Origin of the sequence: Asaia prunellae JCM 25354, assembly GCF_000613885.1 — a bacterium.
Lineage (GTDB): Bacteria > Pseudomonadota > Alphaproteobacteria > Acetobacterales > Acetobacteraceae > Asaia > Asaia prunellae.
Genome location: NZ_BAJV01000004.1, coordinates 118,141 through 144,374, shown reverse-complemented (window position 1 = coordinate 144,374; position 26,234 = coordinate 118,141). Strand labels below are relative to the sequence as shown.

Below are 26,234 nucleotides of genomic sequence, written 5' to 3'. Positions count from 1 at the left end.
ATAATTCAGACCTATAGTGCCGAGAGACGTTGGATATTGTCGTCACACAATTTTTTCACCAGATAGGGTCCGGCGGACAGGATCTCTACTGCGATTATCAGAATACTATGGGCGTCGCGGGCTTTGATCGGAAGGCTGGCACATCCGTCTGTCCATCGGCTCGCCTCTCCTTCTGCTGCGTGCCACCCCTCAAGATCTTTATTCGTCAGATGTTCAGTCAGAGAGTATGTCCTAAGACTGTCGAAAACCACGATACTTCCTACGAGAACACCCAGGTTGCGCCTGTCATCGACGAAATTTCCGATGACGTCGCACGGTCTACTCGATCGGCTTGCTATCGAGATATCACGCACCTCACCTTCAATCATGAAAACGTATTTGTTTCCCGAAATTCTGCACGGTTCAACTGTCTTGTTACCGTTCAACGCAATCTTAATATCAGGGTCATCTATTGTGTCAGGTTTTGCGACAGGCATCCCGACGCGAGCCAGAATGCGTTGATAGATTGGCTCTACAACAGAGCGTATTGTTGTGAGAGGCGCTGCGGCATCATTTTCCCAGCTAAGATTTTTGTTCCTGCTCAAGTTGAGCACGGCACCGCACTGGGTGAAGCTGTGCCTGTTGTTCGTGTCAAGATAGCTTTCTGACATTGCGCCTTCGGCCCACAGTACGGAGTGGTTTTCCGTTTCAATGTGATAGACATCATATGCCTTGACGGTTCTGTCGTAATATATATTTTTTCCATTAACCAACATTCTCGATGGAATAAAATATCCGTCAATATAAAGGCAGTGCTCGGGCGTTATTTGGAGATCTCTTTCGGGAATACTGTTATCCAGAGCTCCGGCTTTGACAATCACAGGAAAGCCACATGAGTCGTCGGGAAGACCTGGTCTGGGGGTAATGGTCTTTACACCAGCCCAGCTGACTTTCGAGATCTTCTGTGTCTTTGCATTCGTGTCCCAGGTCAGAACTTCGTCACCGCATGAAATGTTTTCGACTGCAATATGGCCATCGGGGGTTGATATGCGTGTTCCTTTGAGAAAGCATAAGTATTCAAGCGTATCACCACTGAATTTGAATTCATTATGATCGTACTTCCCGGCCAGTTGTATGGTCGCGTTTTTACCATTGTCGCTGTAGACAGTGAGGAGCCCGTCCGATGTCATGTACGCGCCAACCAGGTTCCCCCCAAGATAGTCGAAATCCAACGATCCATGCGGTTCGAGCCGCGTATTGACCAGGCCACCAGACCACGCAAGGATGGCAGATCCTCCGCTGCTGATAACCGACCCCGTATCAACCGATCCCAGGCCGACAACAATTGTACCACCGCTCATAATGACATTATTTGAGCCGGTAGCTTCGACCCTGCTTGCTACCCCCTGTCTCATACGCAATACACCGCGGCTATATATCGTGGCACCGCTGACGACACCGGGGGGCTTGGTCTGGTCACCACCGATTGCAGAGATCAGACCACCAGAATAAACTTGAGCGCCTGTTAGCACGCCGCCGTTATTGACCATTGCAACGCCGCCGGCAGAAATTGTCGTATCTTGGGCAAATCCGGAATTATAGACGTTCATTGTACCACCCCACAGGAGCGTGGTAGCAATTGCCGTTCCCCCAGGAACCGTGTCAGTGCGGGGGGCTAGATTTATATACCCTCCTGAGGAGACAACGGCAGAAACCGTTGAGGCATTCCGATAAACATTCAGATTGCCGCCTGATTTCACCTGAGCGCCAGAGAGAGTCACGGCCTCACCGGCCGATCCTATTTTCAGGGTACCATTTACAATTGTTCCGCCTGTGGCTCTTGTTTCATATGAGTTGAACAGTCTCGAAGAGATGTCCACATTGGCCGAGCGTGAGTAGTCGTTCGTTGTGGAGGCATTGTTTGTCTGTTGAGTGTTATCGACATCATCAGCAGCCAGCGAGAGAGGGGGTACAGGATAGGGCGTACCGTTTTGTACGGAAGACTTGTTTTGGTCTTCGTCCGCGTTGCTCTCATCATATACAGAAGCAGATTGAAGATATCCAAATGTTCTGCCAAGTATGTTGGTAGGTGTTACTAAATTGCTGCTTCCGTCCGACATCCTGTTTCCCTTTCCGCTTTGAAAAGTTCTTGCGAGCGCTCAGGCTGAAAAAACTCTCCGTTTTCCCTGTCAGGGATCAGATATTTCCCTGTGGAGAGTGATACGGAGGGGTACTTGATTGTGGACGATATGTAATATTAAGTTGAAAAAGGATAATTGTTTGTCATTTTAGGATGATATTAGTTGTTGTCTTCATGGTAATTGAACCGGTCTGTGTTATCGCATTGGGAAATGCCTTGCTGTTTGGGTGTTCCGGTCAGTCTGCAGACTATCGACGAGGATATACCCATCCTGATCAGTAGCACGCTACAGTCTCGGGGTTTGTCACGGTCTATGACCTGTACGTCCTGCCTGATCAGATATCGGGCAATCTTACTGCCTTTTGATGCAGAGAGCAGGCATGAAGTGCATCGAGTTTCACGCTCTGCCGGCTCATCGTCACACAGGAGACGATGAGCCTTCAACTGAGCAGTATCCCGTTAATAGCAAGATGAAAGCTTATAACTGGCGGTTTTATCTCGTCAGTCGACGAGGCCTTGTCTGGCGCGATATCATTGGCTACCAGACCCGGCCTGTATAGTGAATTACGTCTGTTTTTACTTCTATTGGCTACATCTTGAGCGTCAGCTGGAAGGTAACAGCCCGGCCTGCAGCTATGCGTGAATAATTGACATAAACCCGGTCGTAATAGCGTTTGTTGGTCAGGTTCTGGAGGTTGGCCTGCAGATCAAGCGTGCGGGTAATCTGATAATCGGCCACCATGTCCAGACGGACATAGCTAGGCACCCAGGTCTGGTTGTTCACATTGGTATAGCGCTTGCTCATATAGGTCAGGCCACCACCTGCTTTCAGGCGTGGCAGAATCTTGTAGGTGCTCCATAGCGCGATCGAATTGCCCGGTGTGTAGGGGAACCGTTTGCCTACGTTGGCCCTGGTCGGCCCCCCATTGATGACGGTACTGTCGAGATAGGTCCAGCCGCCGAACATCTCCCATTTCGGCGTGATGCTGCCTGCAACGTTGATTTCGGCACCACGCACACGCTGCGTTCCTGCATTGATCTGGTTGCCATAGCCATCCGACACCTGGGCATTTGTCATCTTGCCGTCGAAAAGCGAGCCGGTGACGGAAAAGCGCCCGTTGAACAGATCGGCCTTGGCACCGACTTCGATATTCTTGCCGTTCTGAGGGTTGAGTTTTGTATTCGCGGCCGAGAGTGCGATCTGTCCGTCTGCGCCGGCATCGACGCCGACCGGATTGGACGCGGTGGCGTAGGAGAAATAGAGGCTGACGGGCTTTACTGGCTTATAGACCGCGCCCGCCTGATAGTTGATGAAGCTCTGGTTGTTGCTGAGCCCGACATTACCCTGAACCGCAGAGGTCATGAAGCGGTCGAAACGCACGCCGCCATTGATCAGCAGATGATCGCGCAACATGCTCATCGTATCGAACGCATAGGCAGAACCTGTGGTGACATTGGTATTGAGCGGCGCAATACCCGGCTCGCCCAGCGTATAGGAGCCAAGCCAGGGATTATGGGCGCTCCAGCTGCCGAGATTGGTGGCCGAGATGCAGTTATAGGCAATGGTGCAGGGGCCACCATTACGAAGATTATGCCCACCTGAATCGACTACGTAATACTCGTTGCGCGTCAGGCGCTCGCGCGAGACTTCAATGCCGGTATTGATGGCGTGATGGACCGGTCCGGTGTCGAACGTTCCTGAAACCATGGCCTGTTCCTGGAAATTATCCGTATGGAACTTGCCGGATTTGGCTTCGAGCAGGATGGTCTGGTTATTGAGCGCCGCGCTCTGCCACTGGGGGTTGGTGGCAACATAGTCATATTGCGTACTGGTCCATTGCAGCGTGTTCCGGAAAACGAAATCCTTGAACAGGTCACGCTCCAGAATGATCTGCCCCAGATCGGTGGTGCTGCGCTCGAAATCGCGATCTGCAAGCCCGAGTACTGTGCTGCGTGGTATCTTCAGAGGCTCATGCGTGACCTTGCTGTACGGCGCAGAGTAATCAGGCATGTCGAACGAATAGAGATGGTAATAGCCGAGCGTCAGCCGCGTTTTCGTGCCGAGGCCGAAAGCAAGTGACGGTGAGACGCCCCATTTATGCCCGCCAACAGGTGCGCGACCAGCCGTATCGCCATCGGCACCCATGGCATTGAGGCGGAACGCTGTTGAGGAGCCAATCTGGCGGTTGATATCGATCGTGCCCCGCTTGTAGGCGGCTGTACCAAAGCCGATCTGCCCGGAGGTCAGATTGCCGAGCTGTGCTTTCTTGCTGGTGATATTGATCTGCCCGCCAAGGCCACCACGACCGCCATAGACCGAACCCGGCCCCTTGAGGACTTCCATTTCCTCGACATCGAAGACTTCACGCTGGCTCACGCCGCTATCACGCAGCCCGTCGATGAACATGTTGCTGTATGAGCCAAAGCCGCGAATGACGGGGTAGTTGCCGCCCGGAATGGCATAGGCATCGCCGCCGCGAAAGCTGACGCCGGGCACGGTCCGCATGGCGTCTTCAAAGGAGGTGGCGTTGACCAGCTTCATCTGCTCTTTCGTCACAACTGAGACCGAGCGTGGTGTATCAAGCAAAGAGGCCGTGAATTTGTGGTTGGGGGAGAGGGCTGTCAGCAGAGGATGTGATTTGCCGATGACGGTCAGATGTTCATCTCCCGGCTTCCCGTTTTGTGCCTTGTCATTCGCCGCTTTTGCATCCTGGTGCGGTAATGCCTTTTTTTTTGACGCATTATTATAGACAGGCCGCGTCTTTTCCTCGCTCTGGGAAGTAGAGGCCAGAGCCGAGGTCGAGAGAGCAGTATTGATCAAACACAAGGAAAGGAGAGAGCGCGTCGCGAAGCGCTTGGGGCAAAGAACAGACAGCATGACAACCTACATGATGAGAACGCGTCGCAATTGCTATTTGTCTTTCTATTTCCTGGCAAATGGTTAAGTCCAAGATTGGGAAAGCTTAATTTAAACTGTTTCTGCGAACAGGTTTTCCTGCCAGTAACCTCGCAATTTGACGTCACGAACAGACTGCCTCCCGTTTTCAGGGCGCTGAGACAGCCTGACTATCTATGTTTTGGATAAATTCAGGGTTTGGAGATCTTGCTGCCACGCGTTGCAGCACAGGACGCAGCCTGCCCCTGTTGGCTGCTTGCCCAGAGCAGGGCAGAGTCGAACAGGCACTCTCCCTGAGGGGAAAGCATCGTAAAGGTCGCGTTATCCAGAAAAACCATGACCCGTCTGGCGGGAGCAAGGGATTCATAATCCATCGTCGCGCCTTTTTCATAGCCGAAGATGGCGGATTTTTTCGGCTGACCATAGACTGTGGCGATCACGGTTGCGCCGAGCCCCGGTTTACCCCAACTCATGGGGCTCTGCTTTGTATAGACATTGGCCAATCCGGCCGAGAGACCGCCACTCATCGGGTGCGGCGCATTGACGAGCCAGAGATAACGTTCTTTCTCAGTTTCTCCAAAGTCGACATCATGGCGTTTACCCGTCATGGCAAGGTCGTCGAGACTGTCATTTTCCCATGTCAAAAGCGGTTTGGCGGCGTAGCGCCAGGCCGGACTGACATTCTTCCCTGAGACCGTAGAGGACAGCACGACCAGATCGTCTTTCACTTCCTCCGGTCTTGTCGTGTCCTCCATGGGGTGAACGGTAAAACCGAGGCTGGAGATATGAGCAATGGCGGCGTCATCGATGGCACGATTAGGGCCTTTTAGCTTGCAGAGATAGGCGATGCTTCTCGCTTCTGCTGCAGGAGGCGAAATCTGTGCCGTCGCTTGCGAGATGAATCCTGTGATGCAAATAGCAAGAGGCAGAAGGATACGGTTTTTCATCAGAAAGCCACCATGGTGCGCAGAGAGAAGCGTCGCGCCTCGCCGAGAGAGACGAAATAGCTGTTTACTGACGAAGGATAATAAACGAGATTGGAGATATTCTTGATATTGAACTGGAAATTGACCATATGGTGCGCGATCACCCGGTCATAGGTTGCGAACAGATCGCCCGTGACATAGCTGGGCAGAAAGAAGCTGTTGGCTGAATCGCCCGCGCGACGTCCGACATAATGGGCATCGCCACCAAAGCGCAGCCTGTCCTCGCCGAAGACAGGGCCGAGATCGTAAACGATCCCCAGCGATGCTGTATGGCGTGCGGCATTCCAGAGCTGCTTGCCTGCATATAGTGGGTCTTTTGTCGTTGCACCGTCGAGATAGGCATAGCTGCCAATCATGCTGAGATGTCCTGTTACCTGTCCGGACAGATCGAGCTCTATGCCGCGTGAGCGAGCGGCGCCTGCTGTACGGTAGTCTGTCTGGTTGGTCGTCGTGTTGTATTGGGAGACAAGTACGTTGCGCTTGTGAATATCGTAGAATGCAAGCGTGCCGGTCAGACGATCATGTAGCGCCATTTTCGCTCCGAATTCATAGGAGCGGCCTTTTTCCGGCTGAAATCCTGAATCAAGCACGAGCCCGCTGGAAAGCGGTGCAATGGTCGAGGCTGGTTTGAGTGACTGTGTATAGCTGGCATAAAGCGACCAGGAGGGGGCAAGGCGGTAGACAAGCCCAGCCTGGGGCAAAAAGGCGCCGTCTCCGATATTGGTATTGGCCTTGAAAGGCCGCCCGCGGCCTGCGATCTGGCGATAGCTGAGATAGCGCAGCCCGCCGACGACTACCCAGCGTTCACCGAGCTTGAAGGTGTCGCGTAAGAAGCCGGAATAATCGTGCAGATCGTCAGTCTGGTCGCTATCGCTTGGCGATATTGTCGTTGAAGGATTTTCGAGACCGTAGACCGGTTTGATGTAGTTGAACGTATATTTGCTCGATTGTCGCAGAAGATCTTTTCGGTAGATCAATCTGTATTCACCATCCATGCCAATCTGGATTGTCTGTTTGAAATTGCCGATTTTGACCGGCCCATCCAGATAGGCGGTGCCATACGTATCCGAGCTGAACGCTCCATGGGTGGCGTCATTACTGCGGCTCAGTGTGCCTCTGGCAACGTTGACGCCTGTTACACGCAGCTGGTTGGCATCGTAAGTCTCCTGATTATAACTGAAATTGACATGAGCAGACCATCCGGCACCGAAGCGATGATCGAGCGATAGCTGGCCAGATGGCTTTGCCCGGTCATGCGATTGAAGTTTTCGTCCAGGCGTCGGGTGGAGGGAATATCGAGCGGTTTGCCAGTACGCGGGTCCAGCGCCGTACCGCGATCGAAAGGATAGAGATAGTCGCGAAATTCGTACCAGGCGATGATCTGCGTCTTCTTGCCCAGCCAGGCCAGTGACGGGGCGATCAGCGTTTCCTGATGCATGCCGAAATTGCGCCAGTAATCCTCGGCGATACGATCCAGTACCAACCGATAGGCGAGCTTCCCCTTGCCGATTGGACCGGTTGAATCGAGCATTCCTTCAAAGCCATCCTTGCCCCGCCCATAGGTCCAGCCCATGACCGATGCTGTGGTCCTGGCTTGCAGACGTGGCTTTTTGCTGACGATATTGATGACGCCGCCAGGATCCATGATGCCATAAAGCAGAGAAGACGGCCCTTTGAGTACCTCGACACTGTTGGCAGCAGCATTGAAACCGCGTCCCTGTATCAGAGGCATCCCGTTATGCATGATCGAGCCGTCACGATTGCCGCCGAAGCCACGTTTCATGATCGTATCCTGAGTCCCGGCCAGCGTATTACCCTGTGTAATACCGCTTACATTGGCCAGGGCATCATCCAGATTGCGCGGTTCCTGATCACGTATCACCTGCTGAGATACAATATTGACGACCTGCGGAATATTCAGCACCGACGTGGTGGTACGCAGGGTCGAAGCATCCGGCGTAGGTTGATAGCGTGTATCCGTGACTTCCGGAGGCGGTGTCGCTCGTCCTGTGACGGTAATCAGCTCATCCGTGCCGGACTTTGCCAGCGGCAAGGCAGGATGAGTGGCAGCAGAGGCGGATACTGGGGTATCAGTCTGTACCTTTCCGTTGTTTGATGCCCCTGTTGCCTCGGAAAAGACTGGTGACGATGAGTCTGCCATCGCGGGAGAGGACGTTACGCTGAGGCAAAGGAGGGAAAAGCAATATTTTTTCATAACACTCCACAAATGACGAGTGGCGGCCTCTACGCATTTTGCGTGCAGGATTTAAGAGAGGCCGATGCGCCAATTTGTGTTGTGATTATATGCAAATGATTCTCAGAAACACGAATAAGGTTCAAGATTGGGAAAGTTTAAGACTGGGCGTCGTGCCATAATGTCTGATGGATAGCGGATCATCTCTGCTGTTTCGTCTTGCGTAGCTGGAAATAAGAAAAAAAAGTGGTAATGAAGTACGTCTCACGAAACTGACCGAAGCGTTTGATTGGTTCTCTGAGACATTTGGCAGAGGCGGCATCATCTCCCGCTTCGTCAGGGTAAAAGCTTTCCGCGATATCTGCATTTTTTTACGATCTATTATATTTTTTAAACGAAGATAGCAGCTGCACAATCAATCAGGGCAGATGAAAGAAGCGAAATGGACGATCTTTCCACATTGGATCGATCTTTCAGCGGTTATAATGGTGTTGCGATTCATACTGATAGCGCGCTGACCACAACTATAGATGCATTTCTTTGATAAGGAGGCGGAAGCAGAAACGTGTTTTTGCTCCTTGTGGGTGACCTGTACGCAGGTGAAAGCAGCATCGTGATTGTGACGGCCTATCTATGAGCGGGAAACAGTTCATTATCAGATTGGACCGCAAATTGTAATTTAATCGAAATGATATTTGTTTGCATGTTTTTTAAGGGGTTTGCGGTGTGACAGATTATTCGAATTCGAACGGGATTATCTACAGCCTTACTTATCATTCAGGAATATTGGGCATAGGAGCAAATTACGACCTTCGTGTTACTTATACGGATGGATCAACGTCCTATGTGTCAGGAATACCCGCAGGAAATGTTCTTACTACATTGAATGGTACATTGAATATCTTGTCTCTTCTTGGCTTGGGTGGAGGAATATATGTAATTCCTCCTGGATATTCGGGTAAGGTATCGACAGTCCTGAGTGCCCTCACCGGAGCGACAATCAATGTTGGAGGAAGTGCGGTTATCTCCACTGGGGCATCACTCCTTAGCGGAATGAAGGTCAATGTTGACGGTGGGGTTGTAACCCTGGCCTCAGGAGTGCTGGGAAATGCATTGAGTGGCACAACCATCAATCTCAGAGCTGGCGGGTCATTCAGTAATGGATCCGGACTTCTGAGCGCCCTTTCGGGAAGTACAATAAATTTTGGCCAGGGCGGCGGTATTTTCGTTGCCAATGCTGGTGGCGCCCTGATCAACCTTTCAAGCGTGACGATCAACGGGTTCGATGCAGCGCGCGATATTGTGCGGTTTACCAATCTGGCAGGAAATCCTGACACTTATACAGTTGTCAGCCTGAATGGATCACAGATCATCACCGCGTTGGACGAGGCCGGGAACACACTCGCAAGCTTCACCGTTTCAGGCATCAATTTTACTACAGGCCAGTTCTCTGTTTCAGGTCGTGGCCCTTTGACGATGAGCAAGGATGGAGGAACGTTGTCGGTTGAGGCTCTGGCGAGTGTCTGTTTTCTGGCAGGGACGATGATCCGCACTCCTGGTGGTGAGTGTCCGGTCGAAATGCTCAAAGACGGAGACGAAGTGATCGTCCTGATCAACGATAAGCTGAAAACAAGGAAGATCATCTGGGTCGGGAGCAGGCATACTATAACAAGAGCAGAGAAACCGGTCGATGAGGCAGGTTTTCCGATCAGGGTCCGGAAAGATGCATTTGGGGAAGCTGCGCCTTACCAGGATCTTCTTATTACCCCAGAACATTGTCTTTACATGAATGGGAAGTTCGTTCCGGCAAGAATGCTGGTCAACGGGGGGAGTATATTTTACGATATTTCCATCAGTTACTTCACATATTATCACATTGAGGTCGAAGATCATTCTGTGATTTTTGCCAATGGTATACAGACAGAGAGTTACCTCGATACGGGTAATCGAAGTGCTTTTACATCTACAAGAAACTCAGACGATTACCATACTCTCCGCAGAAATCTGTGCCCTGCAGCATCAGTGTGTGTTGATCGTTCTTTTGTCGAGCCCATTCATAAATGGTGCAAGGAACGTGCGGTCGATATGGGACACCTTTCCGGTAACTCCGACCAATCTCTCGAAGCTGATCCACATATCAGACTGGTCGTAGGCAGAAACATCGTTATCCGGCCACACCGTTACAGTGCGGGCATGGTAACCTTCTATCTTCCGCCGAAGATCCAGTCGGTCTGGATAGAATCGAATGCATCCAAACCATCTGATACAATTGGCCCCTTTGTCGATGATCGTCGCTGTCTTGGTGTGCTCATAGGCAAGGTTATCCTGTTCGAGGCCAATGCGGCGCAGGAAATGGAGGCTCATCTGGCGGACAGGCAGATCACCGGATGGCATGATGTCGAAGGACCGGGTGCACGCTGGACGGATGGGCGCGCCTTGCTGGAGCTGCCGGATCGCAATGCCCATTCTTTCGGTATCCTGTGTCTCGAGATACTGGCTTCAGGACCATACATTGTCGAACCGATTGACCTGCCTGCTCTTGAGCCGGGTATTGAGTCTGTTAAGCAGACGGGGATAGCATGCCGATCTTCCGGTATGCAAAGGCGCGATTTCCTGCGATCCCGCAGGAAACGTTAAGTGGATTATAACCTGACTATGTTTGCTGAAGATCTGCGCCTGGGTAAGAAAAGGACGGCTATTGTTGCCGTCCCCGTGTGAAACGATCCACCAGCATCGCGACGATAATGATGAGGCCGGTTGCCAGAAGCTGATAAAAAGCCTGAACATTGAGCAGAGTCAGGCCGTTGCGCATTTCACCCAGCACGATTGCCCCCAGTATCGTGCCTACGATACTGCCTTTGCCTCCCATAAGAGAGGCCCCACCGATTGCAGCGGCAGCGATGGCATCCAGCTCCCAGAGATTGCCCAGAACAGGTTCCGCAGCTCCAAGTCTGCCAATAAGGATCATGGCGGCAATGGAGGTGACGCAACCCGAGATCATATAGGTGGCAATCTTGGTTCTCGCGATTGGAACACCCGCGATCCGGGCGGCCTCTTCATTGCCTCCCACAGCAAGAATATACTCACCCAGCGGCATTTTGCGCAGAATGAACCACGCGACGATCCCTATGACGCCGGCAATTACCACAGGTACCGGTATCGGTCCGATCGAGCCGTTGAAGAGCGTACGAAATCCGCTTTCAAGGCCGATGATCGGATTGCCGCCCGTATAGATCAGGGCAAGGGCACGAAAAAGGCTCAGCGTGCCAAGAGTGACGATAAACGGTTGCAATCCTGCAAAGGCGATAAGGGCGCCATTGCAGAATCCGCAAAAAAGCCCAATGCCGAGGCCGGCGCACAGGGCAAGTGGTATAGGCACGCCAGCATGCAGGGCGCTTGCCGTGATAACGGCAGAAAGTGCTGCGACCGGTCCTACGGAAAGATCGATCCCGCCTGCAATGATGACAAGCGTCATGCCAAGGGCGACACAGGTATTGATGCTCGATTGTTGCAGGATGTTGATGGCATTATGCGCCGTCATGAATAATGGGGTCGAAAGGGTGAAGACGGTGGCAATCACCACAAGACCGATCAGGGTGCCTGCATCCCGCACATTCGGAAGCCAGCGCCATTTCTGACTGGCTCCGGGAGCAGCGTGAAGAATTTTCTGTTGGCTCATGATGCGAGCTCCGTATCGACTGTCTTAAGGGTTTCGGCGGCGTAATGGGCTATACTTTCCTCAGACAGGGCGTTGCGTTCCAGAGTGGCGGCAACATGGCCGGCGCGCATGACAAGCACCCGGTCGCTCACGGTCATGATCTCCAGCAGTTCCGATGACACCACGATAATGGCTTTGCCTTCGGAGGCCAGCATGCGGATAAGGCGGTAGATCTCCTGCTTCGCCCCGACATCGATCCCCCGTGTCGGCTCGTCGAGCAGCAGTATCTCGGTATCTGCCAGCATCCAGCGCGCAAGGATGACCTTTTGCTGATTACCGCCACTGAAAAGGCGTACTGGTTTGTCCGGATCCATAGGGCGCAGTTGCAGGTCACCATAAAGAGCCGTAATGCGCTTGCGCATCTGCCTGTTTCTGATTTGTCCCAGACGGGTGAAGCGCCCGAGAGAGGTAATGGCCGTGTTGGAAAGGGCAGAGCGCAGCGGAATGATGCCATCACGCTTTCGTTCTTCCGGTACAAGACCGATACCCAGAGCAATCGCATCGCGCGTGTTGCGAAAATGCGTGATTTTTCCGTTGACTCTGATTTCCCCGGAATCGGGCTTCTCTGCCCCTGCGAGCAGTTGCAGCAGCTCGGTCCGTCCTGCGCCTACCAGACCGGCAATGCCCAGAACCTCCCCCTTGTGAAGGTCGAGGGAGACATTGCTGACTTTCTTGCCCCAGCAAAGATTGCGCGCGGTCAGAGCGATGTCTGTCGTCTGGAACGATTCATGTGCGAGAGTGGAAATCTCGCGTCCAACCATCATGGAAACCAGATCGCGCTCGCCCAGATCCTGAAGGGTGACCTCCGAGATATGACGTCCATCGCGCAGTATCGTCCCTCTTTTGCAGATACGCATCACTTCATCGAGTTTATGCGAAACATAGACGACAGACACACCCTGTCGGCAGAGATCGCCGATCACCTGTTCAACCTGGCCACTTCGGTCGGCATAAGGCTTGATGTGGGCTCATCCATGGCAATGATCTTGGCTTTGAAGAGCAGTGCCCGGGCAATTTCGATAAGCTGGCGGCTTGCTACGCGCAATGTTGAAATCGGTGCCCTGACGTCAATGGCCGGATCCAGGCGTGCGAGCACCTCTCTGGCACGTGTCTCCATCTCAGCTTTGGCCAGAACGGGGCCGCGTTGGAGAGGGCGGCCCAGAAACATGTTCTGAACCACGGTAAGTTCAGGAACCTGCTGCAGTTCCTGGTGGATCATCGCCACCCCGGCTGAGCGGGCGCCGTTCATGGTATAGCTTGGCAGTTCCACGCCATCGACGCGTATGATTCCGGAAGTCGGACGTACGACACCGGAGATCATCTTGAGAAGTGTGGATTTTCCCGCACCATTCTCTCCAAGGAGAGCATGGGCGGCGCCCGGCTCGATTGTGATGCTGATCTCATCCACCACCCGCGTCTCGCCGTAGCATTTGACGAGTTTTTCGAGCGTCAGCCGGGGGAGGGGGTAGCCGTCCATGGTCAACTCCTGCTGTCATTCGTCAATGGGACGAAGTCGCATCCTCGATCAGGGCTGCCCGGACGCTTTTTTCATCACCCTTGAATTTGGCCATGTTTTCGCGCGTTACCAGAACCTGGGGGGTGGCGACGACGCGCGGCAGTTTCTGGCCTGCGGTCAGCCTTGTCGCGACGTCAAAGGCAATCTCACCTGTCAGGACAGGAAAGCTGTCAACGGTGCCTTCCATATCGCCGGCCTTGATCGAACTATAGGCATCTGTGGTACCGTCAGTGCCAAAGACGTGCACCTGCTTGGCAAGGCCAAGTGATTTGACTGCCTCGACCGCCCCGAGAGCCATGGTGTCGTTACTGGCATAGATGCCGACCAGCTTCGGGTGGGTCTGAAGAATATTGGTGGCGGCGTCGTAGGATTGCTGACGATCCCAGTTGCCAGGAACACTGGCGACAACCTTGAGCTTGCCAGAGGCTGCAATCGTTTCCTTGAAACCTATCGTGCGTTGCAACGCAGCAAAGACACCTGCCTGACCTTCAATGATAGCCACTTCGCCACCATCGGGATAATGCTCGATGAACCATTTTGCGACCCGGACACCATTTTCGCGTTGTACAACGCCTACAAAATGGCCGATTGAGCTTACAACGGCATCATCCACATTGATGACCGGAATTCCGGCTTTTTCAGCTTCATCAATGGCAGGCTGCAAATTGGCATCTGTCTGTGGAGAAATCAAAAGCGCCTTGTATTGCGGTCCGACCATATTCTCCATCATGGCGAGCTGTCCCATCTGGTCTGACTCGCCCTGTGCTGCCTGAACATCAACTTTTGCCCCGACGCGGGATGCAGCGGTACGATAGCCTTCGGCCAGAGACGCCAGAAATCATTCGTCAGCGTTTTTAAAACGACGCCGTATTTCTGGCCCTTGACCTGAGGTGCCGGTCCGAATTTCTGGGGGACCTGGAACCAGGTGATCCGATCGGGCTCGCTATCGGGGTTGAGTGGCGGCAAATCCGCCGCAAGGACGCTTGACGAGAGTAATGCGCCGAGTGTCAGACCTAAAACAACTGTTTTCCGCATGATACGCGCCCGATATAATGAAGGTTGTCGCGTTGGTCGGCCTCTGAAAAAGACGAAAGCAAGACAGGCTGTTGGTCAGTGGCATAATTCCGTGGTCGTCCAGAAAAGCCCTGTCTTCTCAATGCATCATTGACATTCTGTTTCCCGACACAGGCGGCCACTATGGGTGGCCGGATTGCCGGCAAGCAGGAAGCTGACCTCCTTGATTTCTACATATATGTTAATTCGTGAAGTTATAAATCACAAAAGAGTGTTTCTTTGTCCGTATCTGTCTCATGGCTTTAGGCCTGCTCTTTATGAAGATATTGCTGCAGGGCATTTGCCCCTTGAAGGCTGAATGGGGCGCTCTTGTCTGTCTTGCAGGCTCTGTTCAGTGGAACGGGGTGTCATCATCTCCGGATCGTGGACAGTGATGCGATGCTAGCCTGCGCAGGTAACAATCGCCGCTTCTTCAGGGGGATGAAGAAGAGAAGGGCAAGAAGTCGTGATTAGAAACTTCACAAAAAAACTTATACCTGTGAAGAAAGAGAGGAGATTTTCCCTATGTCTCACAGTCTGCATTCCCTGCCATTCGCGACCCGCCTCAATTCCTTTGCTTCCAGTCCTGAAACATTCTGGCCTGAACTGGTGGGCAAGCCGACCCCACTGCAAATGGCGCAACGTGCCGCAACTGTGGAGGGGCTTACCGTTCTCGACCTGAATTATCCGGATCATTTCATAGGGCACGATCCCGGCGAACTGGCGCGCGTGATACGCGACGCAGGTCTGGATATCAGTGGTGTTGCGATGCGCTATTACAGCGTTCCCCAATTTCGTCTGGGTGCGTTCACCAACCCCGACCCTGTTGTGAGACGGCAGGCAATCGATCTGACAAAAAAAGGTGTTGATGCGGCCTGCCTGTGCGGAGCGCCTCAGTTGACGCTCTGGATGGGGCAAGATGGTTTCGATTATGCTTTCCAGGTGGATTATGCCAGGGCCTGGGAAGCCGAGATCGAGGCGATACGCGAGGTTGCCTTGCACAATCCCGACGTGATGATCAGTATCGAATACAAACCCAATGAGCCGCGATCCTATGCGCTTATGCCTGATGCTGCGACCACGCTTCTGGCAATCCGTGATGTCGGTCTGCCTAATCTCGGTGTGACTCTCGATTTTGCTCATGTCCTTTACGCGGATGAACAGCCTGCCTTTGCAGCGGCCCTGATAGCCCGTCATAGCAAGCTGCTCGGTATTCACCTCAATGACGGGTATTCGAAGCGCGATGACGGGTTGATGGTCGGCGCCGTTCATACGGTACAGACAATCGAGTTGCTGCGTCAGATCAAGAAGGACGGATATAGGGGCGCGCTCTATTTCGATACGTTCCCGGATGTGACAGGTCTCGATCCGGTGGCCGAATGCGAGGCCAATATCCGAACGGTCAGACACATGATTGCGGTTGTTGATCGTCTCGACGCGCGTAATGGACTGGTCGATGCGATCGATCGTCAGGATGCTGTCGCCTCCAATCGTATTCTGCAGGAAATCATGTTGCAGTCCGGTCAGCGCTAGTCTGTTTCTGGCGCAGCCAAAGGCGTATTTTTGTGAAGAGAGATGAGGCAGTGGGCGGGAGCAGGATGAACGGCGAGGTTATGGATATCTATGCAATTGGCGCCAGGATAAGAATGCTGCGCCCCGGTCTCAGTCCCTCAGAACTCAAAGTCGTCGATATGCTGACCCGTCCTGATATGGCGGCGAGTATCAAGCTAAAGGATCTCGCAGAGATTATCGGCGTGTCGGAGCCGCTCGTCGTCAAGACAACGCAGAAGCTCGGTTTTTCCGGCTATCGTGAGTGCCGGAAGTTTCTTCAGGCTTATAATGCCCTCCCTTCCACAGCGTTGTTTCAGGAGATCGAACCCCAGGATTCGACGAAGGAAATCCTGTCCAAGGTCTTCAATACGTCTATTCAGGCCCTGCAGGAGACACTGGCTATTCTAGATGTTACGTGCTTCGAGAAAGTAGTCAGTGCTCTGCATCTTGCGCGTAACCGTGATTTATACGGAATTGGTGGTTCGGCCCAGATCGCCCGTGACGTCGCACACAAGCTGTTGCGTATTGGTGTCAGAGCGTCAGTCTACGACGATGCTCACATGATGCTCATGTCGTCTTCGCTGTTGCAGCAGGGTGATGTGGCAATCGGCTTCTCGCATTCTGGCCGTACCGGAATGGTCATCGACGCCCTGATGCAGGCACGACGGGCCGGAGCGACCACAATCGCTGTCACAAATTATGAGGAATCCCCTCTTTCCAAGGCAGCTGATCTGGTTCTGTGCTCAACGGCACGGGGGTCGCCGTTACTGGGAGAAAATGCCGCCGCACGTGTGGCGCAGCTCAATATCATGGACGCCATATTCGCCGCTCTTGCGCAGAAGGATTTCGATTCTGCGGAACGAAACCTGCAGAAAACATCAGAAGCCGTTTCCGAAAAACGGAGGAAATAACCATGCCGCCGGCCGTGCTTGTTGTTGGAAGTCTCCATTACGATCTCATGATCGCAGCTCCGCGCCTGCCTCTTCTGGGGGAAACGCTCCCGGGATCTTCCTGGCGGTACAAACCCGGGGGGAAGGGGGGCAATCAGGCGGTAGATGCTGCACGCTATGGCCTTGCAGTAGCGATGATCGGCTGCGTCGGAAATGACGAATTTGGTGGTGTTCTGCTGGAGCATCTCAGGCGTTCCAGGGTCGATACGACTCATATTGCAACCCTTGAAGGCGAGACCGGGCTAAGCGTCGCTCTTTCCGAAGCAGGGGGGGATTATGCCGCTGTCATTATTTCCGGCGTGAATACTTTCCTGAATGAGGCACAGATCGAAAAAGCATCCTCTCTCTTTGACGGTGCCTCGGTTGTCGTGCTCCAGAACGAAATACCTGAGACAATCAATCTGCTAGCCGCGCGAATAGGACGTCGGTCTGGCGGGAAAATTATTCTCAATGCTGCGCCCAGCCGCGCTATGAGTGATTCTTTGAAAGCGCTCGTCGATATTCTCGTGGTCAATAGTCTTGAGGCGGAGGGGTTTGGAAGCTGCGCGGTGACTGATCGTGCAATGGCTCTTCAGGCTGCGCGTATGCTCGCACGTGAATTTCCGGCGGTAATTGTCACGGCAGGGGAAGCCGGGGTGGCATTTTGCTCCGCCAATGACGAGGGGAGTATGGCGTCTCATTCTGTCAGGCTTGTCAGCACTCATGGTGCGGGCGATGCTTTCATCGGGGCCTTGGCTGCGGAGATGGCTGCGGGAGAAACCCTGCGTCGTGCCGTCACACGTGCCAACGCTGCTGCGGCTGTCATTGTCTCGACCCCGGATGAGGAACGCGCCTCTCTCGGAACAGAACAAATGCGTCACAGGATGGAGCAGTTGCTTCGGTCCTGATCGCTATCTATGAACAGTCCCATTGGACGTGACAGACTTCAGTACGATGCCGTCCATGGACGAAGCTGTTCCTCTGGGCTGATCCAGCCTAGTGTCCGCATTTCTGCAATAATCCAGTCAATGGACGTGCCATGCCGGGGCGTCAGTTCAAAATTATGAGGGTAGTCGCTACCGGGCATCGTCGTCCGAACGGCTTGTGATGGCAAGGCAAAACCCCCATCGACCAGAGGGCGGGTCAGCACGTCAGTGATCGCCTTCTGTTTTGCAGGATCAAGACATCGGGTAATCGACGCAGCGAGAATGCTTTCCAGTTTTACAGCCTGATCAGGATACCTTTCTGTCCAGGTCTCGGTAACAACAAACTGTTTTTCGAGGTGGCCCGGCCGGATTGTGACCGAACCGCTGACAATGTGCCCTAGCCTCGCGTCTTCTGCCGCCGCCCCCCAGGGAGGTCCTGCGCAGAAACCGTCGATTGTTCCATTAGCCAGCGCATCAAGCATCCTGTCCGGCGGCATGATCACCAGTTGATCGAGAGCAGCTGGACAATGCGTAAGCAAGAAATGGCGCAGGAGAAGAAAGTGTGTTGAATGGGCATGGACGACCGCCAGTCGTGGCTCGGCCTTGGTTGTAAGAGCTCCGTTACGCAGAACGATTGTGTTCCCGCCATAAGACAGGTTTGCCACGACCCGCATTGGCGTCGGGCGCCCCCGTTTTCCCAGATAGGTCATGATTGCGAGCGGCGGAAATACGACAGCAGCATCCAGACGACCCCAGCTCAGACCATCTGCAATATTGGCCCAGGAAGGTTCGACCACGATCTCTGCTGTGATTCCGGCCTGCTCGAACAGTCCCAGTTCTCTCGCCATCAGAACGGGCAGGCTGTCAGCCAGACGCAGGAGCCCGATACGGAGAGGGGTGCTCATGAACCTGCTCCTGAGGTATTGAGATCTATATACTGCCTGCAAAGATCGACCATGCGTCGTCCCTCCTGCATGGCACGTTTCTGGAACCAGCGATGAGCAGCGGCCTCGCTCGTATTTTCGCGCTTCATAAACAGCCTTTTAGCACGATCGATTGTTTCGCGTTCGGAGAGATGGCGTTGCGCTTCGCTCAGGGCCTGGGCCTGCATCTGAAACCGTTCATAGAGCGCAATTGCAGCGCGTAACACCGGCTTGACGTCCCGCGGAAGTGTGTCGATCAGGTTGTAGGAGCAGATGCCGGCATCGAAGGCATCACGCATCAGGGTTTCGTCGTCCTGATCGACAAAAAGTGCGACCGGCGGGTTGAGCTTTGATCTTGCCAGTGCAAGCACGCTGTCAAGTGCATCGCGATCCGCCATACCCAGATCGACTAGCACAATGTCCGGCTTCATCATGCGCACAGCCTCGATCAGTGTCATATCCGGCTCCGGACGCATGATATCGAGCGCTGTGTCAGATGCCAGCATGTCTGAGAGGGCGATGGCACGTCGTGGATTGGAATCAGCAATCAGGACACGCATATTTCAGTAAACGTCCCGTGCGTAGCGTCCGCATCGGCTCATATCGTTCACGTATTCCGCGGCTTGCTCGGGTTTCATTTGCCCATGCAGCTCCACGATTCCACGCAGAGTGGCATCGACATCACGCGCCATGCGTGCAGCATCGCCACAGACATACACATGTGCACCTCGTGAGATCCATTCCCAAAGATCTGCTCCTGCAGCGTTCATGCGATCCTGAACATAGATACGATCCTCCTGATCACGTGAAAATGCCAGATCGAGACGCGTCAGCACACCTTTTGAGTGCAGTGTTTCCAGCTCTTCGCGAAAGTAAAACCCGGAGAGTGCATGCCGCTCGCCAAAGAACAGCCAGGCTCCACCGGTTGCGCTCAGGGCGGCACGGTGTTGCAGGAAGCCGCGGAAAGGCGCAATGCCCGTGCCCGGCCCGATCATGATGACCGGGGTTGTTCCGTCGGGTGGCAGTCGGAAATGCCCGGTTTTCTGAATGAAGATTTGTGCCTCAGCGCCGGGTATCAGGCCAGCCAGCCACGTAGAGCAGGTTCCGGGATAGGGAGTGTTTGCAACGCCCATTGTCAGATGTACTTCATCTGGATACGCGCTCGGCGAGGAAGCAATAGAGTAAAAACGTGGCTGAAGCTTGCGGAACAACCGGGAAATATCTGTCAGAGCGATAGTGCTCCGTGAAGTGGCAAGCATATCCGGTAGATAGCCTGCGTCCATTCCGAGATGCGCCTGCATGGCAGCATTGGCCCGCGAGAGATCGAAATGGCTTGTCAGGGCTTCGCGTAGCGTCATGCTGCCAGATGGATGAAAGACAATCTCCTCTTCTTCCGGATGACCAAGAGCCTCCAGTACGCGCTCGACGATTTCTGCCTTGTTTCGCGGCCATACGCCCAGAGCATCACCCGGTTCATAGGAGAGGTCGGCCCCGCTGATATCGAAGCCGATCAGCCGTGTCTGGCGGTTGGAAGCCGGGGGAGTGAGAAGCTCGTTACGGCACAGCCGGACCATGACCGCTGCGGGGCGCGCGTTCTCTGCGGGAGGAGCCGGCGACACGGATCTGCCTTTATCCGGTCTCAGGAGCACAAGGAGCTGTTTCTCCCAGCCGGCTCTGCCGTCATCGTCATCAGGTTCGCAGTCATGCCTGTCGAGCAGAGGGCGACTCCCGAGTTGTGACAGTCTGTCGTCCAGCGACCGACCGAAACCGCAGAAACTGGCATAGGTTGAATCGCCAAAGGCAAGTACGGCGTGATGCAAGCTTGTAATCGGCGTGGTGCGAGCCTGAAGTGTAGCCCAGAAAGACGCTGCGCCATCTGGTGGATCACCGTCACCAAAGGTGGACACGACAAAGATTGCATTACCTGCCGGCAGATCGTTGGCTGAAGCCGTATCAAGGCCGATGCAGGGGCAACCCAGTGCTGTGGCGAGTGCACGCGCAGCTGTTTCCGCCCGCCCGGTCTGGGAAGCCCATAAAACGGTTACGTCATCGGCAGGCGAGGGAATTATTTCCTGGGGTTTGCGTGCATACAGGCCAGCCAGAAGTCCGTCGATCCGCAGCCGTTCGACCTCGGTTAACGGCGCATGATGCGGGACGAGCGGCACTTCGCCCGCAAGGGGCGGCGACAGGCGTAAGCTTCCAGAAAACCGCCAAGCCATCCCCGTACTGTCTCGGACAGGGGCGGCAGCGGTGCTTCCTGCAGTCCGATATAGGTCGCCAGTTGTGTCGCCGGATCGGGCACAGCAGTAATGACCGGAGCCGGTACCCGTGTCAGATTGACCGCACAGAGCTTGAATCCGGGCTGAAGCGAGATCGGATCCACCTCGTCGGGTGTCAGGGCATTGACCGCCAGATCCGTGCCAAATGCATCATTCCAGTGAAACGGTGCAAAACACACGTCCGTCGGTACACGATCGCTGATACGGACGGGTAGCGTCGCCGATCCGCGACGCGAGCGGACAAGTACCCGGTCGTTGGGGGCAAGAGCCAGATCGCGCGCTGTGTCAGGATGCACCTCCACGAATGGTTCGGGATGCAGCTTGCGCAATGCTTCAACCTACCTGTCTTGGTCAGTGTATGCCAGTGGTGTTGCAGGCGACCTGTGTCGAGTACGAAGGGATAATCCGCATCTGTTCGTTCTCCCGCTTCAAGGAAAGGTCGTGCCAGAAACCGGGCACGCCCATCATCGGTGGCAAAGCGGGGGCCCAGCCGCGGATCAGGCCGGTAGCGGATCGGATGGCGCATCTGTGTGTCGCCGGCAGGGCTTGGCCATTGAACCGGGCCTTGCATCAGCCGTTCATGCTGATGCCCGAAATATCGTAGCCTGTCCGGGGATTGGCGAAACCGGCCGCCTCGGCAAACACATCGGCAGCGCTGGTGAAATCGAAACCCTTATATCCCATGGCAGATGCGACACGGGATATGATTTGCCAATCCGGCAGGGCGTCGCCCGGTGGCGGTATAGCAGCAGGTGTCAGAGTCAGGGTCCGATCGGAATTGACCTGCACCCCGTCGCCTTCAGCCCAGAGCGCTCCAGGCAGCAAAATATCAGCATAAGATACCGTCTCCGCCCCCTCGAAAGCCTCCTGAACAATCACGCATTCAGCTTTTTGCAGAGCTGCAATCACGCCGTCGCGTCGAGCTACGCTCGCCACCGGATTGGTGCAGATAATCCAGATCGCCCTGATTTCACCACGTGCCATCGCCTCGAACATGCCGATTGTTCCGAAGCCTGCCGCCTCACGGATCGTACCGGTGGGAAGTTCCCACTGCTTCTCGGCAAAGGCCCGGTCGGCCGCTACCATTGCGGTGCGCTGCCCTGGCAGGCCCGGGCCCATATAGCCCATTTCCCGGCCGCCCATCGCATTGGGCTGGCCCGTCAGGGAAAAAGGACCGCTGCCAGTCTTGCAGATCGCTCCGGTCGCCAGATGCAGGTTGCATAGTGCATTGGTGTGCCATGTGCCTGTAACGCTCTGGTTCAACCCCATGGTCCAAAGGCTCATCCACGCACCTGATTCGGCAATCCAGTATGCAGCCTGTTTGAGATCGTCGATCGCAATACCTGTGGTTTCTGCCACCTGCTCGGGCGCGTACTGGGTCAGAAACGGAACCATTTTGTCCCAGTCACGGGTATGGCGGGCAATGAAATCGTGGTCGATGGCATTCCATGCCACCAACAGATGCAGGATTCCGTTCAGGAGGGCGAGATCAGTGCCCGGTCGTATCTGCAGGAAAAGATCAGCCTTGTCGGCCGTTGCGGTCCGGCGCGGATCAACACAATCAGCCGGGCACCCTGTCGTTTGCGATCCAGCAAGCGGAGAAACAGGATCGGGTGACAATCCGCCATGTTCGCGCCGATGACGAGAAACAGATCAGCGTGATCGAAATCCTCGTAAGAGCCTGGCGGAGCATCCGACCCGAGTGACGTCTTGTAACCAGCCCCTGCGGAAGCCATGCAAAGACGCGAATTGGACTCTATATGCTGCGTACGCCAGAAACCTTTTGCGAGCTTGTTGGCCAGATACTGCGCCTCCATGGTCATCTGGCCAGAGACATAGAGCGCTAACGCGTCTGGCCCGTGCATATCAAGGATGGAACGTAGTCGCTGCGCTGTCCGCTCGATCGCGTCGTTCATGTCCAGATGCTGCGGTTTTGCATCCCGCGTGGGCCGGATTGCGGCATGGGTCAGCCGACCGGGCGCCGTGACCGGCTTGTCGCAGGAGCTGCCCTTGGTGCACAGCCGCCCGCGATTGGCCGGATGATCCGGATCGCCACGCAACTTCACGATCCGGTCTTTTTCGACCTCAAAAACAATTCCGCACCCCACCCCGCAATAGGGACAGGCCGATCGTATGACGTTACGTCTGGCCATGTCAGATCAGATCGAAACGAGAGCAGGTTCCTGGGCGCGAATTTCCACGCGTCCTTCCACGATCCGCGTGTCCCATACACGCAAAGAGACACGCTCATCTTCCAGACATATGCCGTCGCGCAGGCGGAAATGCTGCTTGTACAATGGGGAGGCTACCACAATTTCCCCCTTTAGATCGCCTAGGATACCGCGCCCGATTACGTTGGCTTTTGAAAACGGGTCATGATTATCGATAGCGAAAACACGTGCTGATGAGAGCGTCGTCGCAGGCAGGAAGAAAATCGCTATCTGAGATCCTTCCCACCAGGCAACCACACCCGAATTGGGGACGAGATCGCTCTCGTCACACAGAGCCTGCCAGTCGCTGGGACCCAAGCCGGCAGTGCTGCTGACACCATTATCTGCCGGCTTGACCTGATCTCGCTCGGGCACTGTCTGCACATTGGGGTCGGGGCGGCTGTCATTGACGAAGGTGCGAAAGCGCTTGAGCTTGTCCTGATTGGAAACCGCTTCGCGCCATTCACAGTGATAGGTGTCCACCACCCTCTGCATCTGCCGCTCAAGCTCGTCAGTGATACCCAGACTGTCATTGATTATAACCTCTTTGAGATAGTCGAGACCCCCTTCAAGGTTCTCACGCCAGACAGATGTGCGCTGAAGCTTGTCAGCAGTCCGGATGTAAAACATCAGAAAGCGGTCGATATATTTCGTGAGGGTCTCTGAATCGAGATCTGTGGCGAACAGTTCTGCGTGACGCGGACGCATCCCGCCATTGCCACAGATATACAGATTCCAGCCATTTTCAGTGGCAATGACACCGACATCCTTGCTCTGCGCTTCCGCACATTCGCGCGTGCAGCCAGACACTGCAAATTTTAGCTTGTGCGGGCTGCGAAGACCCTTGTAGCGATTTTCAAGGTCGAGCGCCTGACTCACGCTATCCTGCACGCCGTAGCGACACCATGTGCTGCCCACACAGGATTTTACGGTGCGGGTCGACTTTCCGTAGGCATGTCCGGTTTCGAAACCCGCATTAATCAGCTCGGTCCAGATATCAGGGAGCTGATGGAGTTGTGCGCCGAACAGATCGATGCGCTGGCCGCCGGTAATTTTGGTATAGAGCCCGTATTTCTTGCCGACCTGCCCAAGAACGATAAGCTTTTCCGGCGTAATCTCACCGCCTGCGATACGCGGCATGACGGAATAGGTACCGTTTTTCTGCATGTTGGCCATAAAGGTATCATTCGTGTCCTGTAGCGGAATATAAGCCGGATCGGTGATCGGTTTGTTCCACGCAGAGGCCATGATCGATCCCACGGTAGGCTTGCAGATATCGCAGCCCAGCCCTCCGTTGCCGTGCTTGTCCATCAATTCTTCAAAAGTGCGGATGTCATGAACTCTTACCAGCGAATACAGCTCCTGCCGCGTGTGGGAAAAATGCTCACACAGGGAGTGATCCACTTCGATCCCGCGAGCAGACAATTCTGTCTCGAACACGGATTTGAGCAGGCTCACGCAACCGCCACACCCTGTCGACGCCTTGGTTTGCGCTTTCAGTGCGCTGAAATCGATGCATCCCTCCGCCACAGCAACGCTGATCGCGCCCTTTGTGACATTGTGACACGAACAGATTGTTGCGGTGTCGGGCAGAGAGTCCGCCCCCAATAGCGCCGCTCCCTCGCCACGTGGCAGGATCAGCAGGGCAGGATCACCCGGTGGTTTGATATTATTCTGCACGAATTGCAGGATCGTATCGTAATAGGAATTATCACCTACCAGTACAGCGCCGGTCACACGCATTCCGTCGGCAGAGAGCACGAGGCGACGGTAAACGCCTTCCGCCTCGCCGATGAAGCGATAACTGGTCGAACCGGGTTCAACGCCATGTGCGTCGCCAATAGACCCGACATCAACCCCCAGAAGTTTCAGCTTTGTGGACATGTCTGCCCCGCTGAAGGTCGCCTCCTCGCCCGCAATAACGGCTGCTGCCGTCCGTGCCATGGTGTAACCAGGTGCGACAAGACCGAAAACAAGCTCCTGCCATGATGCACATTCACCGATAGCGAAAACATGAGGGTCCGAAGTGCGGCAATGGTCGTCTACTGCAATACCTCCGCGTATTCCTGTTGCCAGGCCGCAGTCCCGCGCGATCGCATCGTTGGGTCGGATGCCGGCTGAAAATACGACAAGATCAGTTTCCAGCGTTGATCCATCTGCAAAGACAAGCCTGTGTCTGAGCGTTTTCCCCTGTTCGATAGACTGCGTTGCATGTGCTGTGCGGACGTCAATGCCCATATTCTTGATCCGATGACGCAACGCGCGACCACCCTCCTCGTCAAGCTGGACCGGCATCAGGCGCGGAGCGAACTCGACTACCGCCACATCGAGCCCAAGTGACCGAACAGCATTGGCGGCCTCAAGCCCCAACAACCCACCGCCGATCACCACGCCATGCTTTGCACCCTGTGCGGCACGTCTGATCGCATCGAGGTCATCAAGCGTACGGTAGACGAGGCCAGCCGTTCCCGAGTTACCAGGTACGGCAGGTACGAAAGGATAGGATCCTGTAGCGATCACCAGGGTCTCGTAGGGAAAATTTCCTTTTCTGGTGCGTATCGTCCGCGTTTCGCGGTCAATGGTATCTACATGAGTGCCAAGATGGAGTGTGATACCATGCGCCTCGTGAAAATTCTCATGGTGCAGACATAAAGAAAGCGCGTCCTGCCCCGACATGTATTCAGTCAGATGCACACGGTCATAGGCAGCATGCCTTTCTGAACCAAAGACATGGATCTGGTGGGTCTCGTGCAGACCATGACTGACAAGCTGTTCCGCGCAGTAATGTCCAACCATACCGTTGCCGATGATGATGATATTGGTCTTGTTGGTCATTTTCGGAGTGTCCCTTTTCAGAACTTGAACATCATGGTCTGCATGACCGGGGCACCGCAGTGTGCGCCCGTCTGGTACATGGCGTGTGAAGCGGGAGGA

Annotated in this window: 18 protein-coding genes and 2 pseudogenes; 4 read left to right on the top strand and 16 right to left on the bottom strand. The window is 54.5% G+C overall.

What is annotated here, in order from left to right:
- Positions 1-11: 11 nt before the first annotated feature.
- From JCM25354_RS04705 to JCM25354_RS22195, 5 genes and pseudogenes are all read right to left on the bottom strand, one after another.
- Positions 12-2,099, bottom strand: coding sequence for a Hint domain-containing protein (locus JCM25354_RS04705; RefSeq protein WP_025885151.1), 2,088 nt, complete (start codon positions 2,097-2,099; stop codon positions 12-14).
- Positions 2,100-2,708: 609 nt separating this feature from the next.
- Entirely contained in the window at positions 2,709-4,997 is a 2,289-nt protein-coding gene (locus JCM25354_RS04700) for a TonB-dependent receptor (RefSeq protein WP_051537224.1), read from the bottom strand.
- A 209-nt stretch (positions 4,998-5,206) separates the two neighbouring features.
- Positions 5,207-5,962: a hypothetical protein gene (locus tag JCM25354_RS16720; RefSeq protein ID WP_148301384.1), complete on the bottom strand. Its 756-nt coding sequence runs from the start codon at positions 5,960-5,962 to the stop codon at positions 5,207-5,209.
- Complete coding sequence (locus JCM25354_RS21610) at positions 5,962-7,365, bottom strand: TonB-dependent siderophore receptor (protein ID WP_243443913.1); 1,404 nt, start codon at positions 7,363-7,365, stop codon at positions 5,962-5,964. The genes JCM25354_RS16720 and JCM25354_RS21610 overlap by 1 nt, the downstream gene beginning before the upstream one ends.
- Before the next feature lie 275 nt (positions 7,366-7,640).
- Positions 7,641-8,162, bottom strand: a pseudogene (locus JCM25354_RS22195) (TonB-dependent receptor plug domain-containing protein); the annotation flags it as partial.
- A 759-nt stretch (positions 8,163-8,921) separates the two neighbouring features.
- Between JCM25354_RS22195 and JCM25354_RS04685 the strand changes: the two are divergent.
- Positions 8,922-10,832, top strand: coding sequence for a Hint domain-containing protein (locus JCM25354_RS04685; RefSeq protein WP_148301383.1), 1,911 nt, complete (start codon positions 8,922-8,924; stop codon positions 10,830-10,832).
- Positions 10,833-10,890: 58 nt separating this feature from the next.
- On the opposite strand, the gene JCM25354_RS04680 is transcribed toward JCM25354_RS04685, so the two are convergent.
- Genes JCM25354_RS04680 through JCM25354_RS21590 form a run of 5 tightly spaced genes read right to left on the bottom strand, consistent with a single transcriptional unit; the run spans position 10,891 to position 14,464 of the window.
- A complete protein-coding gene (locus JCM25354_RS04680) occupies positions 10,891-11,874 on the bottom strand; it encodes an ABC transporter permease (protein WP_025885148.1) in 984 nt (327 codons plus the stop codon).
- Positions 11,871-12,836, bottom strand: coding sequence for a sugar ABC transporter ATP-binding protein (locus tag JCM25354_RS21600; RefSeq protein WP_199899908.1), 966 nt, complete (start codon positions 12,834-12,836; stop codon positions 11,871-11,873). The genes JCM25354_RS04680 and JCM25354_RS21600 overlap by 4 nt, the downstream gene beginning before the upstream one ends.
- On the bottom strand, positions 12,833-13,390 hold the full coding sequence (locus JCM25354_RS21595; RefSeq protein ID WP_199899907.1) for an ATP-binding cassette domain-containing protein: 558 nt from the start codon (positions 13,388-13,390) through the stop codon (positions 12,833-12,835). The genes JCM25354_RS21600 and JCM25354_RS21595 overlap by 4 nt, the downstream gene beginning before the upstream one ends.
- A 22-nt stretch (positions 13,391-13,412) precedes the next feature.
- Positions 13,413-14,255, bottom strand: a complete 843-nt coding sequence (locus JCM25354_RS16705; protein WP_243443912.1) for a sugar ABC transporter substrate-binding protein — start codon at positions 14,253-14,255, stop codon at positions 13,413-13,415.
- Complete coding sequence (locus JCM25354_RS21590) at positions 14,156-14,464, bottom strand: hypothetical protein (RefSeq protein ID WP_199899906.1); 309 nt, start codon at positions 14,462-14,464, stop codon at positions 14,156-14,158. Before JCM25354_RS21590 ends, JCM25354_RS16705 begins: the two co-directional genes overlap by 100 nt.
- Positions 14,465-15,007: 543 nt before the next feature.
- Between JCM25354_RS21590 and JCM25354_RS04665 the strand changes: the two genes are divergently transcribed.
- The 3 genes from JCM25354_RS04665 to JCM25354_RS04655 all read left to right on the top strand — a co-directional run bounded on the left by JCM25354_RS04665 (position 15,008) and on the right by JCM25354_RS04655 (position 17,870).
- Positions 15,008-16,015: a sugar phosphate isomerase/epimerase family protein gene (locus JCM25354_RS04665; protein ID WP_199899905.1), complete on the top strand. Its 1,008-nt coding sequence runs from the start codon at positions 15,008-15,010 to the stop codon at positions 16,013-16,015.
- A gap of 65 nt (positions 16,016-16,080) precedes the next feature.
- Positions 16,081-16,944, top strand: coding sequence for a MurR/RpiR family transcriptional regulator (locus tag JCM25354_RS04660; RefSeq protein WP_025885146.1), 864 nt, complete (start codon positions 16,081-16,083; stop codon positions 16,942-16,944).
- A gap of 2 nt (positions 16,945-16,946) precedes the next feature.
- Complete coding sequence (locus JCM25354_RS04655) at positions 16,947-17,870, top strand: ribokinase (protein WP_199899904.1); 924 nt, start codon at positions 16,947-16,949, stop codon at positions 17,868-17,870.
- Between the two features lie 38 nt (positions 17,871-17,908).
- Here the strand turns inward: JCM25354_RS04655 and JCM25354_RS04650 are convergent, their stop codons facing one another.
- The 6 genes and pseudogenes from JCM25354_RS04650 to nirB all read right to left on the bottom strand — a co-directional run bounded on the left by JCM25354_RS04650 (position 17,909) and on the right by nirB (position 26,135).
- On the bottom strand, positions 17,909-18,793 hold the full coding sequence (locus JCM25354_RS04650; RefSeq protein WP_025885144.1) for an ABC transporter substrate-binding protein: 885 nt from the start codon (positions 18,791-18,793) through the stop codon (positions 17,909-17,911).
- Complete coding sequence (locus JCM25354_RS04645) at positions 18,790-19,371, bottom strand: ANTAR domain-containing response regulator (protein ID WP_025885143.1); 582 nt, start codon at positions 19,369-19,371, stop codon at positions 18,790-18,792. Before JCM25354_RS04645 ends, JCM25354_RS04650 begins: the two co-directional genes overlap by 4 nt.
- A gap of 3 nt (positions 19,372-19,374) precedes the next feature.
- Positions 19,375-20,976, bottom strand: coding sequence for a diflavin oxidoreductase (locus JCM25354_RS22190; protein WP_035446717.1), 1,602 nt, complete (start codon positions 20,974-20,976; stop codon positions 19,375-19,377).
- The gene (locus tag JCM25354_RS22185; RefSeq protein WP_243443902.1) at positions 20,946-21,419 is read right to left on the bottom strand and encodes a molybdopterin dinucleotide binding domain-containing protein; all 474 of its coding nucleotides are present in this window, start codon (positions 21,417-21,419) and stop codon (positions 20,946-20,948) included. Before JCM25354_RS22185 ends, JCM25354_RS22190 begins: the two co-directional genes overlap by 31 nt.
- 241 nt (positions 21,420-21,660) lie before the next feature.
- Positions 21,661-23,243: pseudogene (locus JCM25354_RS22180) on the bottom strand (molybdopterin-dependent oxidoreductase).
- Between the two features lie 6 nt (positions 23,244-23,249).
- Complete coding sequence (nirB, locus tag JCM25354_RS04635) at positions 23,250-26,135, bottom strand: nitrite reductase large subunit NirB (protein WP_025885142.1); 2,886 nt, start codon at positions 26,133-26,135, stop codon at positions 23,250-23,252.
- Positions 26,136-26,234 lie beyond the last annotated feature (99 nt).

Excerpts from the sequence above, each read along its gene's own strand:
- JCM25354_RS04680 (WP_025885148.1), bottom strand. The coding sequence starts at position 11,874 with ATGAGCCAACAGAAAATTCTTCACGCTGCTCCCGGAGCCAGTCAGAAA.
- JCM25354_RS16720 (WP_148301384.1), bottom strand. The coding sequence starts at position 5,962 with ATGAAAAACCGTATCCTTCTGCCTCTTGCTATTTGCATCACAGGATTC.
- JCM25354_RS21590 (WP_199899906.1), bottom strand. The coding sequence starts at position 14,464 with ATGCGGAAAACAGTTGTTTTAGGTCTGACACTCGGCGCATTACTCTCG.
- JCM25354_RS04660 (WP_025885146.1), top strand. The coding sequence starts at position 16,081 with ATGAACGGCGAGGTTATGGATATCTATGCAATTGGCGCCAGGATAAGA.
- JCM25354_RS04645 (WP_025885143.1), bottom strand. The coding sequence starts at position 19,371 with ATGCGTGTCCTGATTGCTGATTCCAATCCACGACGTGCCATCGCCCTC.
- JCM25354_RS04705 (WP_025885151.1), bottom strand. The coding sequence starts at position 2,099 with ATGTCGGACGGAAGCAGCAATTTAGTAACACCTACCAACATACTTGGC.
- JCM25354_RS04655 (WP_199899904.1), top strand. The coding sequence starts at position 16,947 with ATGCCGCCGGCCGTGCTTGTTGTTGGAAGTCTCCATTACGATCTCATG.
- JCM25354_RS04700 (WP_051537224.1), bottom strand. The coding sequence starts at position 4,997 with ATGCTGTCTGTTCTTTGCCCCAAGCGCTTCGCGACGCGCTCTCTCCTT.
- JCM25354_RS04650 (WP_025885144.1), bottom strand. The coding sequence starts at position 18,793 with ATGAGCACCCCTCTCCGTATCGGGCTCCTGCGTCTGGCTGACAGCCTG.
- JCM25354_RS21595 (WP_199899907.1), bottom strand. The coding sequence starts at position 13,390 with ATGGACGGCTACCCCCTCCCCCGGCTGACGCTCGAAAAACTCGTCAAA.
- JCM25354_RS04665 (WP_199899905.1), top strand. The coding sequence starts at position 15,008 with ATGTCTCACAGTCTGCATTCCCTGCCATTCGCGACCCGCCTCAATTCC.
- nirB (WP_025885142.1), bottom strand. The coding sequence starts at position 26,135 with ATGACCAACAAGACCAATATCATCATCATCGGCAACGGTATGGTTGGA.